At 40.6% G+C, this 18,777-nt stretch carries 18 protein-coding genes; all 18 read right to left on the minus strand.

Translation table 11 applies throughout. The features are described from left to right. Positions 1-1,424: ATP-binding protein (locus tag BSCG_RS05100; protein ID WP_032849727.1), on the minus strand; the 1,424-nt coding region annotated here is incomplete at its 3' end. 355 nt (positions 1,425-1,779) lie between these two features. Then, on the minus strand, positions 1,780-2,319 hold the full coding sequence (locus BSCG_RS05095) for a WbuC family cupin fold metalloprotein (protein WP_008777029.1): 540 nt from the start codon (positions 2,317-2,319) through the stop codon (positions 1,780-1,782). Positions 2,320-2,325: 6 nt separating this feature from the next. After that, positions 2,326-3,342, minus strand: coding sequence for an MraY family glycosyltransferase (locus BSCG_RS05090; RefSeq protein ID WP_008777030.1), 1,017 nt, complete (start codon positions 3,340-3,342; stop codon positions 2,326-2,328). Between the two features lie 40 nt (positions 3,343-3,382). After that, positions 3,383-4,261, minus strand: a complete 879-nt coding sequence (locus BSCG_RS05085) for an NAD-dependent epimerase/dehydratase family protein (protein WP_008777031.1) — start codon at positions 4,259-4,261, stop codon at positions 3,383-3,385. A gap of 8 nt (positions 4,262-4,269) precedes the next feature. Continuing rightward, positions 4,270-5,019: a WecB/TagA/CpsF family glycosyltransferase gene (locus tag BSCG_RS05080; RefSeq protein WP_061448147.1), complete on the minus strand. Its 750-nt coding sequence runs from the start codon at positions 5,017-5,019 to the stop codon at positions 4,270-4,272. Between the two features lie 10 nt (positions 5,020-5,029). Continuing rightward, positions 5,030-6,103, minus strand: a complete 1,074-nt coding sequence (locus tag BSCG_RS05075) for a nucleotidyltransferase family protein (RefSeq protein ID WP_032849723.1) — start codon at positions 6,101-6,103, stop codon at positions 5,030-5,032. Between the two features lie 421 nt (positions 6,104-6,524). Next, entirely contained in the window at positions 6,525-7,859 is a 1,335-nt protein-coding gene (locus BSCG_RS05070) for a glycosyltransferase family 4 protein (protein ID WP_008777034.1), read from the minus strand. A 70-nt stretch (positions 7,860-7,929) separates the two neighbouring features. Next, the gene (locus tag BSCG_RS05065) at positions 7,930-8,718 is read right to left on the minus strand and encodes a hypothetical protein (protein ID WP_008777035.1); all 789 of its coding nucleotides are present in this window, start codon (positions 8,716-8,718) and stop codon (positions 7,930-7,932) included. Positions 8,719-8,726: 8 nt separating this feature from the next. Next, the gene (gene rfbC, locus BSCG_RS05060) at positions 8,727-9,296 is read right to left on the minus strand and encodes a dTDP-4-dehydrorhamnose 3,5-epimerase (protein ID WP_008777036.1); all 570 of its coding nucleotides are present in this window, start codon (positions 9,294-9,296) and stop codon (positions 8,727-8,729) included. A gap of 35 nt (positions 9,297-9,331) precedes the next feature. Continuing rightward, the gene (locus tag BSCG_RS05055; RefSeq protein WP_008777037.1) at positions 9,332-10,231 is read right to left on the minus strand and encodes an NAD-dependent epimerase/dehydratase family protein; all 900 of its coding nucleotides are present in this window, start codon (positions 10,229-10,231) and stop codon (positions 9,332-9,334) included. 40 nt (positions 10,232-10,271) lie between these two features. Continuing rightward, positions 10,272-11,339, minus strand: a complete 1,068-nt coding sequence (gene rfbG, locus BSCG_RS05050) for a CDP-glucose 4,6-dehydratase (RefSeq protein ID WP_008777038.1) — start codon at positions 11,337-11,339, stop codon at positions 10,272-10,274. 28 nt (positions 11,340-11,367) lie between these two features. Continuing rightward, a complete protein-coding gene (gene rfbF, locus BSCG_RS05045; RefSeq protein WP_008777039.1) occupies positions 11,368-12,183 on the minus strand; it encodes a glucose-1-phosphate cytidylyltransferase in 816 nt (271 codons plus the stop codon). A gap of 25 nt (positions 12,184-12,208) precedes the next feature. After that, positions 12,209-13,396: a glycosyltransferase gene (locus tag BSCG_RS05040; RefSeq protein WP_008777040.1), complete on the minus strand. Its 1,188-nt coding sequence runs from the start codon at positions 13,394-13,396 to the stop codon at positions 12,209-12,211. Next, positions 13,393-14,595, minus strand: coding sequence for a hypothetical protein (locus BSCG_RS0127870; protein ID WP_032849724.1), 1,203 nt, complete (start codon positions 14,593-14,595; stop codon positions 13,393-13,395). Before BSCG_RS0127870 ends, BSCG_RS05040 begins: the two co-directional genes overlap by 4 nt. Further along, the gene (locus BSCG_RS05035) at positions 14,576-15,949 is read right to left on the minus strand and encodes an O-antigen ligase family protein (RefSeq protein WP_008777042.1); all 1,374 of its coding nucleotides are present in this window, start codon (positions 15,947-15,949) and stop codon (positions 14,576-14,578) included. Before BSCG_RS05035 ends, BSCG_RS0127870 begins: the two co-directional genes overlap by 20 nt. Further along, on the minus strand, positions 15,946-17,331 hold the full coding sequence (locus BSCG_RS05030; protein ID WP_008777043.1) for a lipopolysaccharide biosynthesis protein: 1,386 nt from the start codon (positions 17,329-17,331) through the stop codon (positions 15,946-15,948). The genes BSCG_RS05035 and BSCG_RS05030 overlap by 4 nt, the downstream gene beginning before the upstream one ends. After that, positions 17,324-17,836: an acyltransferase gene (locus BSCG_RS30825; protein WP_008777044.1), complete on the minus strand. Its 513-nt coding sequence runs from the start codon at positions 17,834-17,836 to the stop codon at positions 17,324-17,326. Before BSCG_RS30825 ends, BSCG_RS05030 begins: the two co-directional genes overlap by 8 nt. Then, positions 17,833-18,771, minus strand: a complete 939-nt coding sequence (locus BSCG_RS05020; protein ID WP_008777045.1) for a Gfo/Idh/MocA family protein — start codon at positions 18,769-18,771, stop codon at positions 17,833-17,835. The genes BSCG_RS30825 and BSCG_RS05020 overlap by 4 nt, the downstream gene beginning before the upstream one ends. Positions 18,772-18,777: the final 6 nt, after the last annotated feature.

An 18,777-nucleotide genomic window follows, 5' to 3' on the forward strand; every position in this document is an offset into this window, starting at 1 on the left:
GCACTTTTATCCAATTTCAGTTCCATCACATACAATGTAGTCTTCGTACGAAGTACTATATCTACCCGTCCACGAGGAGTACGAACTTCCACATCCACATAATACCCTAATAAACTAAATATGATATAAAAAACCTGCTGATAGTGTCCTTCATATTTCGTATTATCGCATTGCGGTATAGTGGACAGGAACGTTTGCAAACGGCGTAATGCAGTATCCATATCCCCATTACGGATATCACGGGAAAGATACGCCACCATCGTATTGGCTTCCGGTGCTTTGCCGCCAACATAATGTGGAAGAAGACTTTTCATCAGGCCTATTCTCACTTCCTTATTAGGAATATTCAATGTATACAAGTCTAATTCCTCATCATAATTCTTAATAGTGATATAGCCACTTTGATATAGCAGCGGGATAATACTTGTCATCCTTTCTGTTGGTGCATCAAAATCCTCGACCGAAACCCTATTATTTCCAATTTCGGAAGGTTCCACGCCAAACTTCTTCAACATATTTATCAGATACGTAGGCGTACCGCTACCAAACCAATAAGATCCAAATTTTCCATCTGCAAAAGCATTTAGCAAACTGAAAGGATTATATATATCGGGCGAAGGAGAAGTGAAATGATAACCATCATAATTTTCTTTCAATTTCATCAAAGCCTCTTCAGGTGTTATCCCCAATTTCTTTGCCAATCCTTCCAAATCATCCTTCATTTGCAAACGTATCTCATCTTCACTAATTCCACAGATAACAGCGTATGGCTCATCCATACTAATATTCTTTATATTATTCAACTCACTAAAAATACTTAGTTGTGAGAATTTAGTAATACCAGTCAGAAATACATAACGCAAATAAGGATCACAAGCTTTTAACGGACTGTAGAAGTTACGCAATACATCCAGATTTTCCCGTTCATGTACCACATCAAGCAAAGGAGCATCATATTCATCAATAAGCACAACCACCTTCTTACCTGTTTGCTCATAAGCACGCTTAATAAGATTAACTAAGCGTAGATTGGCATCCCCCTCTACTGCGTTAACAGCAAACGTACGTTCATATTCAGCAAGCATAAAATCAAGAAGACGTTCCAATCCTCCTTTATCCATATGTTTCGCCATACTCATATCAAAGTGAAGCACCGGATATTCCGTCCACTCCTTCTCCAGTTTCTCCATAGCCAATCCGTGAAACAGGTCCTTGCGTCCGGAAAAATAGCTATGCAGCGTAGAAGTAAGTAATGATTTCCCAAAACGTCGTGGACGGCTCAAAAACATATAGCTGGAAGCCGAATGAGTCATCCGATAAACATATTCCGTTTTATCAATATAGAGGTAATTCCCCTCCCGTATCTTCGAGAATGTCTGTATCCCGATAGGATATAATCTTTGCAAATCTTCCATATCAATCATATTTTTCACAAAGCTACTAAAAATTATCCATCAGTCATTGCTTTACAAAAAAAATATCAACTATCTTCACAGACGGTTGATATAATAGAAATCACATCGGATTTACACCGACATGAGGGCGTTGATCAGGAATACACCGCTGTGTATTTCCTGACCACAAAATGTAGGGATCTTCATGTGTGTAGCATGAAGTTAGGGACCTACATGTTTCATCTCACTTATAAGCATCCAATTTTAACATAACGATAAAAACTCATCCTCCGCCAGATCTCGATTGAACTGTTGATGTAATTACAGCAACAAAGATCGGTTGTATTGTTGTATTCTCATAAGGTGTAGTCGTGGCTGGAGGACACTATATACCCATTTCCTTCATACACTTTTCAACATCCTCAAGTGGGACATTGAGCATTCGGCTGACGTAGAGAGGAGTAACTACATCCATGGATCCAGACTGACGCTCCATACCGATGAGGTAAGTGATTTGCTCTTTGAGTTTCTTCATGGAATCAAATATCTCTGACCCATCCTGTCCGAAAGCAACATCTTTCGCTTCATAGATAACTGTTGGCTCAAGCACCTCTACTGTATGCCACACGTCAGCAGGGACGACACAACCAAAGTTACCTAAGGTTGGATCAAGGAGTAAGCGGTCGGTTTCGTTTCCCTCATCATCATACAACACCTCTACGAGCTTTCCGCAAAGTAGAATAACATTCTCGTTGCTTCTTGGATGGCGATGAATAGGCACCACAGTTCCAGGCATCATTGCGTTCAGCATTCTTTGAGAGGTATCACTCTCAGAAGTACGCAAATCATAATTCATACGCTTGCGCTCCGAGACTACAGCCTTATCAAATAAATTCTTTATTAGATCTTTGTCAATCTGTATCATAATAAATTACTTTTTTAATGAAGCCAAATACTCCTCATGAAGATGGTAGTACTTCTTTTTAAAAAGAATATATGCTAAAGCAAAGACAATAGCAGTAGCTACCAAATATCCCCAATGGGCTGCAATGGAATTAGGACAGAGATAAATAAAGCCTAATGATACTGCCAACTGCATAACCATGTAAAGTAGACTAATTTTTACGTGTCCAATCTTCAGTTCATTACACATTAATTGATATGCATGCTTACGATGAGCCTCTCCGAGGTTTTCGTGAAGCATGATGCGATGGCAGATAGTCAGTACGCCATCTACACCATAGATAAGCAAGAATATCAGATAAGTAAAATCACCAGTAGCAATGATTACCTTACCGATAAGGAAAAGCATGATGAATGCGATACCGATAGAACCGACATCACCAGCAAAGCACTTTGCCTTACCTTTCGGACGAAAGTTGAAGATGCAAAATACTAATACCGAAATGATGCTCACCAGAATCAGACTTAGGTCTGCATCATCTGATACCAATGCAAGAGGTGCAAGAACTGCCAGGGCATAACCAGCCGTAATGCCATTGATGCCATCCATAAAGTTGATTACGTTCGTTGCACCCACATACACAACGAGGGCGAGCATAATGAACAATCCACCCATCAGTATGCCATATTGTGAGAACCAGGCTGCATTCAGCATACCCAACTGATAGAATGCCAAAGCAGCTGCTGCGAACTGAGCTACCAAACGCACGCTATCGGGCAAAGAACGGATATCATCAATAAAGCTAACACCCGCGATCAGAGTCAAGCCCAGAATAAACCAGGGATATTGAAATCCGAAGAAAGCGCTCCACACCCATGCACCCAGCAGGAAGATGATGCCGCCACCACGAAGAACAATTGTGGAATGGCTCGAACGCTCATTGGGTTTGTCTATGATGTTGCACTTATCGGCAATCTTAAAGTATGCCAACTCAAGGGCAAGTAAGATTACTAAGATAATTCCGTAAGTAATGTAAATACTCATATAGATATCTGTTACTATGGTCTTTGAATATTCAAATTCTTTATTTTTTCTCCAAACTTTCTGCAACACGCTTGAGGGATTCCTCAAAACTTACCAACTGATAATCAAAGTCCATCTTCGACATCTCCGGGTCGTAGTAGTATGTAGCAAACATCTTGTTGATAGGCTGCAACACAAAACTGCCTAACCACACAAACGGATTCAGCAGTTTGGTGATCCAAACCTTGTGACCGGTTGCCTTTGCAAAATAACGAATGATTTCAACCGTATCTGATTGCTCTTTATTTTGAGGATAGAACGTACCAGATAACTTGCGCTTAATTGCTTGCTTTACAAACTCAGACAGATTATCTATGTAGAGCATGCTTCTCTTATTGTGCCAGCAAGGAAATACAGGCACCTTGGTCGCAAGACCTGCTAAACGAGGGAAGTTTCCCTTCGCATTCGGGCCGTATATCATACATGGACGAAGGATGCAGACTTTGAAATTCTCATCCTCCAGTGGTTTGATGCCAAGTTCTGCCTGAAGTTTACTATCCCCATAGAACCCGTTAGGATTCTCTTTAGTGTCCTTAGTCAGCACCTCTCCTTTGAGCGACTGGCTCTCATGGAAGACAATCTGTGAACTCATGAAAATGAACTGCTTCACACAATTGGCCTTAGCATGTTTCGCCACCTCGATGGTGAGGTCGCGATTCACCTTGTAATACAGTGGCTCCATCTTAGGGTCAGCATTCACATGCGCAATACCTGCCACATGAAACACCACATCATACTGACTGTAGTCTGCCATTTTCCAATTGTCGCCCATGGTGTCAACGGAATCTATCTGATACTGTTCGGGAGCAGTTCCGAGAATATAGTTGCGCACTGACTCGCCTACATAGGAGCCAGCACCTGTTATAAGTACTTTTGTCATATATTGCATTATTTACATTCCACCATTTTTCTTTTCATCGCCTTTGCTCTCTTCTTTTCCTCCAGATACATCTTAGGCATCATCAGGAGGAATTTGCCTACACGTGAGAGCTGCTTCTTGGGCTCCTTGAAAATGCGCTCCAACCAGATGAAGCGGAGGCCTCGGATCTCCTTCTTATTGTTATGAAGGTCTCCGGTATAGAAATTGAAGGCAGCTCCAATGCCGAACAATACTCCTTGCTCTATGCAGGGGAAGATGTTATGAATGAAAGTTTCCTGCTTAGGAGCACCTAACGACACCCATACGATATCCGGATGCAGTTCGTTAATCTGCTTGGCTATAGCTGGATAATCGAACTGATCAACCGGCACGAAAGGCACATCTACATGGGTTAAATCCAGGTCGAGCCCTTTTTCTGCTACCTTGGCCTTAATCTGGTCCACCTTCTTTTGTGTATTACCTACCAATACGTGCTTGTATGGTCGCTCGATGTAGTATTCAAACAACTCAGGACCATTAAAGGCAGAGTAGCTTGTGCCATAGATAGCATTGGCCATCTTGGAGATAGAGCTACCATCACAGGTATTGATATTGGCTCCCTTGACTATCTCACGATACTTCAAGTCCTTCTGTGCGATGGTGATTACATTCGCGTCCACCACACAAACGTATGCCTTTTGTTTCTTCGCAATATAATCTTCTACAGTCTTGCAGAAGATCTTTGAGTCAAACTCGATGTGTATATTAAATATGTTCATATCTTTAGGGTTATACTTTATCAAACCAATGGTTCCAGAGCATCTTGGTGTATGAAACCAATACATTCTCGTTGCGGAACAGACGATACTTCCAACTACTGTGGAATATCTTCTTCGTCTGCCATATTCGGTACTTAACAATATTCTCAGACGACATCTGTCCATGTCGGCCGCATAAGGTATCATCTAATAGTCGTTCTGCCAACTGCTCAATGCCGGGGGCTGTAGGAGGATAATCACCATCTATCGCAAACTGGTATTGGGTGATCCATCTGACAGCATTGGCAAACTTCAACATATTCAGTTGCTCCATCCATTGGAAGTAATCATTCCAATCCACCTCCTTACAACAAGCCTTTACAAACATTGCCCAATCACAAAGCTGCCTCAGCGACAACTCATCTTCCATAAAGTGCTGGTAGGCATGAACCGTTAAGAATAAAGCCTCAAATTGCGCAGAATTTCTAATCTCCAAAAGATTTTGAAGATACATTTCAAAAGATTTTTTCTCCTTCGACCCTCGTGCAGTAGTCAGCAGGCGATGGTTTTCAACAATAAGACCCTTGTAGGATATGTGCGAATGCTTGTAGTCATGGATATCCACCTTCGCGCCAAGGATCTCAGCCAAACGATTACCTTCTTCATACGCCCACTCATGACCACCCATATAGCATCCTGAAACTCCTTTGTCACCTGAAACCTGAAATTTGAAACTTGAAACTTCCATAGGCTCCTCCAACAGAAACACATCCAAGTCACCTAATGCCCGCTTTTCGGGATCGGGATAATAGCGAGCGCAAGATTCACCTTTCAGAACCACAAAAATGATACCCTTAGAACGGTACACCTCCAGCAGATCATGTGCCTTCTCTCGATAGCCCTCGTTACTGCTCTTTATGTATTCCACCTGCCCCAGCCAATCCATGAGGAGATCCATAGGGGGCAACTGGCTCTTAGGCAATTTTTCAATAGCGCTAAAAACAGTTTCCGTCAGCCCCTGATTGCTAGCCAAATCATATAGTACGTTCCAGTCCTTTTCTGTCAACGTTCCATAACCTACAAGACTGCAATCGGTTTCACCCAATGCAGACCTCAGCAGAGTCCAATTTTTTTTTCTATTCGTTTGTTCAATGTGGTAGAAAATTCTGGTAATATAACATTTGGCGAACTATGGATTAGTTCACCTGTTTATGGTTCGTTAAAAGGAGACGGTTATTAATTTAATAAACACTCATCCACCAGATAGAATGTCAAATGTCAACTTGATAGAAGCAAAGTGTAGAACAACAAGCCAGCTTGATTGTTATGCCGGGGCAACAACAAGTCGGCAAAGCCAACTTAATCGAAATGATTTTTTAGCAGGCTGGACAATCCAATTGTCAGCTTCTCGCCTTGTCACCTGATTATCCTTTACTCCATACTTTTCTTCAAGCACTCGAGCTTGGTCTTTCAAACAGTGCTTCGGTGAATTGCACTTCGGACTTCTTGCGACCGGCTTGATACCTCTATTTCTTCTTTGCCTTAAACCTCTCAACCGCCTTCTCGTACTCCTTGACCATCTTGCGGGCATTGGCTTCCCATGATATTTCGCGTTGGCGATCGATACATCCGGCTGAGAGTTGACGAAGAGTGTCACGCTCGGTATCCAGGTCGGCTATGATCTTAGCGAACTCCTGTGCGCTGGCTTCGGGATCCTTGGGTTGTACCTTGCGACCAATCTCGTCATCCACAATTACACCAAAACCTCGCATGTCGTGACAAACTACAGGCAGTCCGGCACTGATGGCTTCGGGAACTACAGTAGAGGTGGCATCATGCACACTGGTGAAGAAGAAAATATCCATCTCCTTCATCATCTCACGAGTCTTGACGTTAGGCACAACTCCCATCAGGTGTACGTTCTCTTTCAGACCCTTGTCCTCTACCATCTTGGTGTACTTCTCCACATCCTTCGGATATCCATTACCGGCTACCCACAGGTGGATGTTCTTCTTATCTTTCAGCAGTTCCATAGTGCGGATGGCAATTCCGAGCTGCTTACGAAGGTCATATTTTCCCACCCATAGTAGGTTCAGTTCCTTCTTGTCCGAAGCATGAGGCTTGGAAGTCTCGTCAATAAATGCACCTGTCTCGTTTATCAGAACCGTATCCGGACGATACACATCACGAAGTGCCTCATAGGTCTCCTTATATGCACCTACTATGGCATCTGCACGTCTGGCAGCCTTACCCACACGAGGCTGGAAATGGAAGGTAAGATAGTTCAGAAAGTTCTTCAGGTTCTCCTTAAACAACGACACAATGGGTTCGTCTTTCATGTATGGATTCGTCATACCGGCATAACCACCTATAGGCCCCCATANGAAAGGCTTGTTTTTTATCTTCCATAGGTACCCGGGCTCACGATAGCAGATCATATTGAGCTTATGTATCACATCAATCTCACGATGTTCTTTAAGCTCTAAACTCTCAGCTTTAAGCTCTGAAATAATCTCTTGTGCTTTTTCATAGGCTCGTCTCTCCCACTGCTCATAGTACATATAGAACTTCCATGTGCCCTGGTTCCAGCACATCTCACGCACCTCCTTCGATACCGGTAGGTAAAAGAAGTGCATGTTTTCTGCCTGATGGCGAGTGAGTCCTGTAGGGTTGACTGTCTTATCCATATTATTCATCATGGCAGCGGATAGGGATTGTTCAATCTCCGTTTGCCACTCGCCTTCTGTTATGATATACAGATTGCAGAATTTGGCAAGATTGCTCACCCAGTTCCAACCCATTCCTTGCTCGCTTCCCCAGTTAGGAGCTATTGCGTATGCGTCTATTAGAATGTTTAGCATTATCAGAATATTATTTGTAGCAGACAACTGATTCGATCAGCAGCATCGCGCCATTTGTCTGCTTGATTAATTACCGACTCATAAACTTTTGCATGATGCGTATTATAACACGAGCTGGAATCTTGAAAAAACCATGTTGCTTCATGCAACATGACATAAACTTACCCTCTACCTTACGGCCAGCTGCTTCAACATTAAAGCCATTCTCGATAAGATAACGGTAGCCTTCGCGCGTCCATATACCTTTGCGAATTCCTGTACCGTCTACCATTGGGAAACCTATATCTGCTTTGCGTTTAGAGTTTACGACCGAGCCCCTTATATTAATTTTGTTCTTCTGAATATAATCACAAATATTACGTTCGTAGTCCCAACCAGTCCATCCTTCTATACAGAACTGATGGAGGCTATCTTTTTTCCAAATAGAAGGTTGAAGACTGAAAGCATATTTGGCAGCAACAGGGTCCTCGCAATAATCTATATTCCCATGGATAGGGAGATTATCTCGATATGGAGCTTCCAAACGAATATAATCAACATTATTATCCGAACAAAAATGCACATGCTTCTCTACTGCATCTGTACTCATTGGAGCCCCAAGAAAATAGTCTTCCTGTAGATATAGTATATACTCTTCATGTATCTCTGCCAGTGCCTTCTTTGTATTACTTCCCCAGCCAAGATGCTCACCCACTTTAATCGTTCTTATGCTCTCATCACCACTATCTTTGTGATTACTGATGAGATATATTGAATATGGGCAGTCACTCCAATACTGATGGATGGAATGAAATAGTGGCTTCCAACAATCACTATACAGATCGCAGGAACTGATTACTACTGCTAAATTTGCTGCCATGTGTTGTCTTACTTTATTTTTTCCATATACTCCTTCAAACTCATCAGGTTCTTGTCCTTCTCTGAGATAATCATATTCTCGATGCCACCAATCTTGTCAAAAGGCCATACGATGCCCATGTCGGGATCATTGTAGCTGATACCAGCATCACCTTCCCCATAGAAAACTTCACCACACTTATAGCTGACAACAGAATCCTCGAGCACAAGGTAGCCATGACCGAAGAACTGAGGTATATAGAGGGTTTTCTGATTATCTCCGGTAAGGTCAAAGCCTTGCCACTTGCCGAAGGTAGGCGAATCAGGACGGAGGTCGATGATAACATCATACACGTGTCCGCTGATGCAACGAACCAACTTTGCCTGCTGCTTCACGAGCTGAAAGTGCATAGCACGAATAACACCCTTCTTGGATATGGTGTAGAATACTTCCTTAAGTTCATGCTCAATACCATTGGCCTTGAACATGTCGATATTATAATCCTTGACAAAGCCACCACGTTCGTCAGTAGCATAGAAGGGTGTAATCTCAAAAGCACCCTTCATTTCAAGTTCCTTGAATTCAAATTTCCGAACCATTTTCGTAAATGTTTAAAGTTTAATGGTTTAAGAGGCTAAAGGCTCTTGAGCCAAGCAATTGTTTTGTTGATACCATTATCAAAGTCGGTAGAGACATACTCTCCAACAGCCTCAACAAGGTCTTTGTTGCAAAACATGTCCATTGAGTACTTGATGCCATCATCAGGACGGATGCCGATGCCTACCTTGTCAGCATAACCAACCAATTCGCCAATGCGAAGGAGATAATTCTTCAGGATGCGAGGAGAGCCGGAACCGATATAGTAGAAAGCCTTCTTGGTTTCGTTGGCTCCAAGGCGATAGACTGCCTCAATCAGATCTTCTACATAGATAAAATCGTATGGTTGGAGTGCAGGACTGAAAGTAGCCTCTTTGCCTGCCATCAGTTCGCCAAGTGTGTAGCTGACCAGATTGCCGGTCTTGTTGCCTACACCATAGATATTAGAGAACTGCATCCATACGAAGTTCTGACCGATGTTCTTGCAGTAGTCCTCTACGATAAGTCGACAAGCATGCTTTGCAACACCATACATCATACCGCCAGAAGTCTGCTGAAGGTTAGAGAGGCTGAAGGTTGCGTTCTCAGCAACCGTACCTGCACAAAGGTATTTCTTCACGCTCAACTTCTTGCAGATGTTGGCACAATCGACAGCCATCTGGATATTGGCAAGCTGAACGGTAGGGTCTGCTTTCTCAGCTCCGTTGACACCTCTCCAAGCAAGGTGGTAGAATGCATCATATTCGCCAGCAGGAATCTTGTCGGCAAGAGCTGCATCCACACCCGGCTCAATCTTGGTGATGAGGTCGGTAGCAGGCAGACGGTCGCCTGCAAAAGTAATATCAACGGCAACCACCTCAACGTTGTTGGCTACCATCTTCTTGATGAGCGAAGAGCCAATAAAGCCGTTCGCTCCGGTTATGATAACTTTCTTCATTATTTGAATAAGAGTTTATTTGGTTATTGAGGTTATCAGGTTATTTACCTAAAAACTCTGCAATCTGCTTATCCATACAAGCACGAACATCGCCACCAGCGAGCCAGCACTTGCTCCACTCAACAATCTTCTCCATGGCTTCATCGAGATTCCAACGAGGAGTCCAGCCGAAGGTGGTCTTCAGCTTAGAGCAATCAAGTTTAAGGAAGTTGGCCTCATGAGGACCGCCATCGTACTTGTTGATCCAACGCATGCCCTCACCCCACTTGGTAACAAAGAGGTCAACGAGTGCACCTGTCTGGAAGCAATCTACATCATCCGGACCTACGTTATAGTAGTCGGCATACTTGCTATCCTCGTACTGCTTCATGGCGATTACGAGATATGCGTACAGAGGTTCCAGAACGTGCTGGTAAGGACGAGTAGAGAACGGATTACGAACCACAATATCCTCATGCTTTGCAGCTGCACGAATTGAATCAGGAATGATACGGTCATTAGCAAAATCACCACCACCGATAACGTTACCTGCACGAGCAGTAGATATAGGAATGATAGGCTGTCCGTCCTTGTCGGTAAAGAAGGAACGCTTGTAGCTGTGGGTAACGAGCTCTGAACAAGACTTGGAGTTAGAGTAAGGATCATATCCGTCCAACTCCTCGTTCTCGCGATAGCCCCAGTTCCATTCCTTGTTGAGATAAACCTTATCGGTAGTTACATTGAGGAACGACTTTACACAGTTCGATTGGCGAACGCACTCTAGGATATTGACTGTACCCATGACGTTAGTCTCGTAGGTATAGACAGGATCCTTATAAGAGTCACGCACAATAGGTTGAGCTGCAAGGTGCAGAACAATCTCAGGTTGTGCCTCATCGAAAGCAGCCTTAAGAGCAGCCATATCGCGAATGTCACCAATCACAGAGTGGATGTCACCCTCGATATTAGCTATCTTGAAGAGCGAAGGCTCTGTAGGTGCTTCGAGTGAATAACCGGTCACGATGGCTCCTGCATTGGCAAGCATCTTGCACATCCAAGAACCTTTGAAGCCTGTGTGACCTGTCAGGAACACACGCTTACCTTTATAGAATTCAAATATATTTTCCATTTCTTTGGTTACTGAGTTTATCGAAGTATTATTTTGCGTAATCAGGAATTTCTGGAACAACACGATCCCAACGCTTCCAAGGAGCCTTATCCTCGGCAAGGAGTTTCTCGAGCATGCTCTTCTCGCGGATGTTATCCATACACTGCCAGAAGCCAGTATGTACGTAAGACATCAGTTCGCCTTGTTCTGCGAGCTGTACAAGAGCAGTTTTCTCGAAGACACATGAATCGCCACCAGGGAACATGTCGAATACCTCAGGCTGGAGCACCATATAGCCCGCATTGATAGGAGCGCCATCAGAAGCAGACTTCTCACGGAATGCTCGAACGGCCTGATCCTTGGTGATATCCAGTACACCCTTGTCCTGAGCCATCTTGACGGCAGTAAGTGTAGCGAGCTTACCATGGCTCTTGTGAAACTCGATGAGCTTGTCAATCTCCACATCACACACGCCATCGCCATAGGTCATGAGGAAAGGCTCGTTGCCCACATACTGTTGGATGCGCTTGATGCGGCCACCGGTCATGGTATTGTAGCCGGTATCGACTACAGTTACTTTCCAAGGCTCCATATTGGTCTGATGAACGGTCATCTCGTTCTTACCATTGCGGTAGTCGAAGGTGACGTCAGAATTGTGAAGGAAGTAGTTGGCAAACCACTCCTTGATATACTCCTGCTTGTAACCTGCACAGATGATAAACTCAGTATGTCCATAGTAGGCATACTCCTTCATGATGTGCCAAAGAATAGGCATACCGCCAATCTCGATCATTGGCTTGGGTTTGAACTGGCTTTCTTCACTGATGCGTGAGCCGAAGCCACCGGCAAGAAGAACTACTTTCATATAGTTTTGACTAAGTTTCTAATTACTAATGTTTGGCAATTTTCATAAGTTCTCGTAAATACATATCAGCAACAATCTCGTCTGTTAACTGATTGACAGTTTTCCTCGCAGCATCAGCTATTGAATCTAATTCGAGACATGACATTGATTCTATCCTGTCGAGAATATTTTTTAATTCCGTGTAATTGCCTGATTCGCACAAAAAACCATTTATTCCATCTTGAATAATCCCATCCATTCCTTCGCCACGCGACGCTATGGTAATACAGCCGTTTGCCATTGCTTCAATGTATACTAATCCGAACGCCTCACCAGAACTAATCATTATGAAACACTTTGTTTCTTGTAGTAATTTACAAACTTTTTCGCGAGGGACACGACCAGCAAAGTTTACCATTTGTGCCATCTTGTACTTTTGCGATAAAGCCTTTAAATCACTCTGCATTGCTCCAGTTCCTATATAATTAATAAAATAAGAGCCTTTGTCATTCTTTAAAGCTTCAAGTAAAGCCTCAGGATGCTTTCTTTTTACCATAATACCAACGTACGTATAAATTCGTCTTCGACTTGAGACAGAGTCTACCTCATTAGGTATTAACGCTTGAGGTATTCCCGAATAGCACATAAATTGCTGTTTATCACTAAGGTCAAACTGTTTTATACAATCTTGGCGAATAGGTTCAGAACGGTATCCAATTAAGCTTATTGATTTTAAAGCCTCAATATTAGCAGAGGTGGCTGGTGGTGCTCCATGCGCTATGAATGCTACCGGGATATTATATTTCTTTAGTAACCTACTTATTATATTAAGACCTGGTCTGTCCCAGTGTATAGAAATAACATCTGGTATATAACTATTACTTTTAACAAAGTCTTCAATCTGTTTTGCATGCTGATTAAGACTCTTGTCAGTATAAAGACTATGAGGATAAGATTTGTAAATTGATCTGCGATGAACATGCACACCCTCTAACACATAGTCATCATCTTTTAGTGGACGTGTTAAAAAAGAACCTCCATACTTGTTTTGTATGAGATTCTTGCACATCATCAATAAAGGATAAACAATTTGAGGGAATTTGGGGACACTATGAATGACATGAACGTCATGTCCTGATTTTACCCATTGCCTAGCAAAATAATGAACCACAGGAGTTATATCCTTTGGAATATCCACGCCAGGATAACATGCTGTAATTATTAAGATTTTCATTGGATAGTATTGTTCAGGAATTTAACGATTAAATCGGAGGAGACTTGTTTCGATTGCATATTGATATCTATTCTATCAGCTTCCTCCTTATCTATATAAAAAGGAGTAGTATCTATCTTTACATCTATACTTAAATAATTAACAAATTTATATGATTTGAGATTATAACTATCTTTTACTAAGCCATCCTTAACAAAATCATAATAATAGCATCGGATTGGCAAATATATTGCCTCAAAAAATATTGTTGAATTTGCAGAAATCAAAACATCCGTACGTTCTAATGATTCAAGGCACGACTCTTGTTTAGGAGATATTACCTCAATGCCTAATTTTGCAAACTTATCACAATCCACAGATAGGTTAGGATGTGGTCTAAATAAAAATCTGCAATGTTTAGTACTATCGTTATTTTTTAGCAAACAGAAAAGTTCATACACTTTCTCGATATCATCAAGCAAATTTGCTGCAACAAGAATATTAATACCTTGGTGCTCTATCCTTTTCATTTTTATATATGGATCAAGCCTTGGTGACCCTAATAATATCTTCTTCGTAAAATCTGCAAATCGATACAGATGGAGAGCATCCGTGCCTTCTAAAAGTGCATAATCCGTTTTAATGGTAGGATATAAAGGACTTGCACTTGCGTGGGGTAAATAAACAGTAGGAATTTTTAAATCATGGGCAGCAAGAACTGACGATCTTAAAATAGGATGTGATGGATTCGTTATTACAACTGACTTAGGTCTGTTTTTTGAGAAGTACCTTTTAAAGGATTTGTAATAATAATAATAAGCTGCAGCATTGTAAATTTGTTTCCAAGATGTGTTAGATCTCTTAATTATGTAACTCACTTGGAATATAAAATCCCAGAAATACACCAAGGCAGGAAAATAAAATATCCTAGAATTTGATATATTCGCAGAATCAAGCCTAGGCCTAATTACCGCTATTGAATCGTCGACTAAAGGAGAAACAGAACGCATTTGATTCTGTGTCAAAACAATACATACAGTCTTGCTTGAAATATCAGGATTCTCTTTGAAAATTGAAGTGATTGTTATTAAAATTTGATTTAACAACTTACTTACAATTAAAATAATCACTTTTAATGATGAAGCTCCTGATATAATTATATCATTGCTCTGTTCCTTGCATAAGATTTCGTCATAAAGTTTATGAATATATGCTTTCATCTGATTGAATATTATTATAAGACAAACTTAACGACAATGCTAACATTATAAAATAAGGCGGTAGAGCATAAGCAACCTGGGACACATTAAACAAATCTTCACCCGTATATACAACAAAGGAAAAACATAAAATACCAATAAACAAGATAGAACCTAACATTCTCGTTCTATTTTTCATTTCTTTGTAGCTTCTAAATGCAATGAACAGCAAAGTGTAAACAAGCCAGATAAGAGCCATAATTCCTCTTTCTGCTAAGGTTGTATAGTACATACTATGTGCATTTGAGTAGTTACCAGCTCTACCTGCGTATTTAAGGTTAAAATTTGCAAAGCCTATTCCTAAATAGTGAGTATCTTCTGCAAAATCTTTTGCCGTAGACCATATCTCGTATCGCTCATCCTCCTTTGCTGATTCGAACATATTTGTACCCTGATTTGTAAAACGATCAGATATAACTTCTGTAATATCTACGCCAGAACTAACAATGTTCACAACTATTGACAAACATGCAACACCAACAAGAATTTTAATCATCTCCGTTTTATTTTGGAATGGATTAAATATTGTAACTAATAGAAGCATGAGCAATACTGCCATATACATTGTTCGTGAATTGCTAAGTAACAATATCAAAAATATTCCAAGAGTGAATAGAATTAATCGTTTCTTAGTAAGATTTTTTTTTACTATACTATCATGTGGCAAAAATAGCAATGGGAGGAACATAAAAACATTTGTCATCAAAATTCTATCGCGAAAAACACCCAATCCGGATCCTATACCATATATAAATAGGCCTTCATAATCAGGATCATATTGAACAACTCCACCTCTGAAAAAGTTAAATATTGAGATTACAAAGAATAATCCTAAGACAATGAAGAGATACTTAAATATTACACTCAAAATAGTGCTCTCTTTATGAATGTTACAATTTAGCACTTTGCTTGCAATAAGGGCAAATATAGAAGGATTGACGACAGACAGCCAATAGCCATTTAATGACCTTATGAAGTCCTGAGTATTAACAAATTGAAACAGATTAACCAGTATGTACAACGACACGAAACGAACTATTAGCCTGTTTGGCCCGATTCCAGGAATCTTTTTATAGATGAGTATCAGTATAAATGCCTGTATATACTCCAACCATACACGTTTAAATGGCAACTGTCTATATGAAAGAACTGTGTCCATTTTGTACTCTGGGAAATAAATATACTGCATCATCGGGGAGAAGGTCATTAAAAGCAGCACAAATCCTACTACACCCCAATAATCTTTAGAAGACAACGATGAAAAAACCAAATATATAATTGTAATATATATACAGATAAATACAATTTCAATCATAAATTATTCCTGATTTTATTCAATAGAATTAATATTGATATTGAAAATATAACTTTTATATATAAAGGTGTTTGCATTATAAAAAAAGCGACAACTAAGAGGGCGTGAAGAGCTATAAATATATTCCATACCTTATAAGGTAAAATATACAACTTTCTTGTTGAAGGTAGGACATATCCCAAATACCCAATCGCTAAAAATGAAAGATATGTTATAATAGCAGCAGATGTAATTCCCCATAAAGGAATGCACATACAATAGCCAAGGAATGCAATCAGGCCACCAGTAAGAGATATTTTCATCAAAGACGCTGTCTTCTCATAGTAAAACATAGCGGAAGTAACGGCAAGATACAGAGGGCGGTGTATAAAACCTGCAACTAAAATAGAAGCAATCCAATAAGTGCTTGATAAATCTTCATTCCGTACCATTACTAGAAAGATCTCTCGCGACCATATAATAAATCCGCATACAGCGATAGAAAAAAATACCAGAGATTGCTTAAATATCCTGTGAGACGCCAGGATATTACCACGCTTCAGTTCTTCCATAAACATGGGAGAAATCGCTGAATTTACGGCAGAGGCAAACAATTCAAAATAGCTCATGAATTCCGAAGCAAAATTAAATTGACCTATTGCACTTAGCGGTGTATTCGCTCTATCCATTACAAACTTATTTGATCCATTAATCAAATATGTAGAATACGCATGGGGGATTGTAGGGAGAGAAACTTTCAACACATGTTTAATAGCCTTTAGGTTTAATATGTAGGAAGGTTTCAAGCCTAATCTATGATTTAGGACATACCAATATGACGCATTAATACAGAATGTACCCAAGAAAGAGCTAATATACCAGCCCATATAGCCACTTTCTAAATATACTATAAATATCAGATTGGAAAAAACTGTTATCAACCCACACGCTAAACTCCTGAATACAACAGGCTTAGGTTCCTGATTAAGCCTATAATACATAGCACCCAGAATTGCGGATGGTCCAAAAAAGACATTGTTAAAATTCGCTAATATTATTATTAGCCAACGATTTTCTATGGCCTCTTCTGGAATTATAAAGTATAGAAGGACGGATTGAAGAATGGCAAAAAGAACCATCCAATATTGTAGGAATCCATATACCTGTCTCCAGATAATTTTATAATGACTACCGTAGTGATAGAAACTGCTTGTGATAAATGCAGTACACCCCAAAGTTGAGAAAGCTGCTATAGCTGTAGTATAGGCTACAATAGTTCCGGCGATTCCGTAATCGACAGAAGTAAGATGCATAGTCAGCAAGGGTAGCAATAAAATGCTTACAACCTTAGGGACAGCTGGTACAATACCATAATATGCTGTATTCTTGAGAAGTTTAGACATGAATTAATGATTTTTTTGCAGAAACTAACTCTTCATAATGTGCTATGTCTCTATACTTAAATACCTTAGCTGGTACACCTCCTGCAATACCGCACTTCGGAATATCTTTAACCACCACAGCACCTGCTTGAATAATAGCTCCGTCTCCAATTGATACTCCTCCCAAGATTATGACTCCATATCCTAACCAAACATTATTACCAATGATAACATCTTTATGAATCATTGTTGAGTCATATGGTAATGCTTCACCTTCAAAATTATGATTAGATGTAATAATACGACAATGTTCACCAGAATGGAAATTGTCACCAAAGGTTACATTACCCAAACCCTGTATAATTAACCCATTGAAATTAGGATTTAACCCCAGGATTGTATTACGAGTCAACATAGTAGGTGCCGGTCCTAGGAAAAGTTCCCCTCGATGGCTTTTCACATGGCGTAAAAGATACCATCGAAAGAACTTGCGAAACAACTTAAAGCTGAAAAGCAATTGCATCATAATCCCTTGATTTTAACGTATATGTCATTCAAATGTCCCAATTGTTCCATAATAGGACACAAATTACTCGTACAATTCTCAACAAAAGCTTTCGTCTCAAGATAAAAACCTGGTTTAAATTCCTTATCCAAATGGTCATCAATTTCAACAGGAGTGATAGTGACACTACCTATATTCTGTATCTGAAGTTGTTCCATTGGACGAAGGTAAAGACGATGCTTAGCTGTTAAGATTTCAACACCCCAACGACCTGGTGCAGCCCAGTTTGCGCAATAATTGAATAGTGCGCCCTTTTCTGTCATTCCTGCTCCAGCAAAAGCCGCAGGCTTATGCCATGAGAGCTCCCCAGAAGTAAAGCAATTTATCTGTACAGGATTTCCTCCGAGGTAGAAAGCGAGATCTATAACATGGGAAGAATTTGCATACATCCAATTCTCAAGATCTCCCTTGGGTTTATCCATCTTTTCTATAACATGTCCCCATTCAGTGAATTCAAAGTTAAAAGATTTTACCCCACCATCTTCCGCGATTATCTCTTGAGCTTTAAGGACTGAAGCAAAGAATCTACGATTATACGCAAGGTAGACTTTTGCATGATTGGCTTGCGCTACCTTAACAACCTCTTCGCACTCCTCAGGATATAGAAAACCGGGTTTTTCACAAAATATCTCTTTTACCCCATACTTTATTAGTTGTATGGTGTTCTGACTGAGGGCGCTAAGGTTTGTAGCAACAATAGCCTTATCTGCTACTCTTGGATTAGTACTTAAAAATGCTTCTAATCCTCCAATAACAATATCTCTCCCTACAACTTCCTTATACTTCTGTGCGCTTGTTTCTCCACGGCCAATAACAGTATAATCATAGCCAAGGCTGTTCAACACCTTTCCGTATTCTTGTGCAATCAATCCTGCACCAATAATCCAAATATTCATACGCTT

Origin of the sequence: Bacteroides sp. 2_2_4 (assembly GCF_000157055.1) — a bacterium.
Lineage (GTDB): Bacteria > Bacteroidota > Bacteroidia > Bacteroidales > Bacteroidaceae > Bacteroides > Bacteroides ovatus.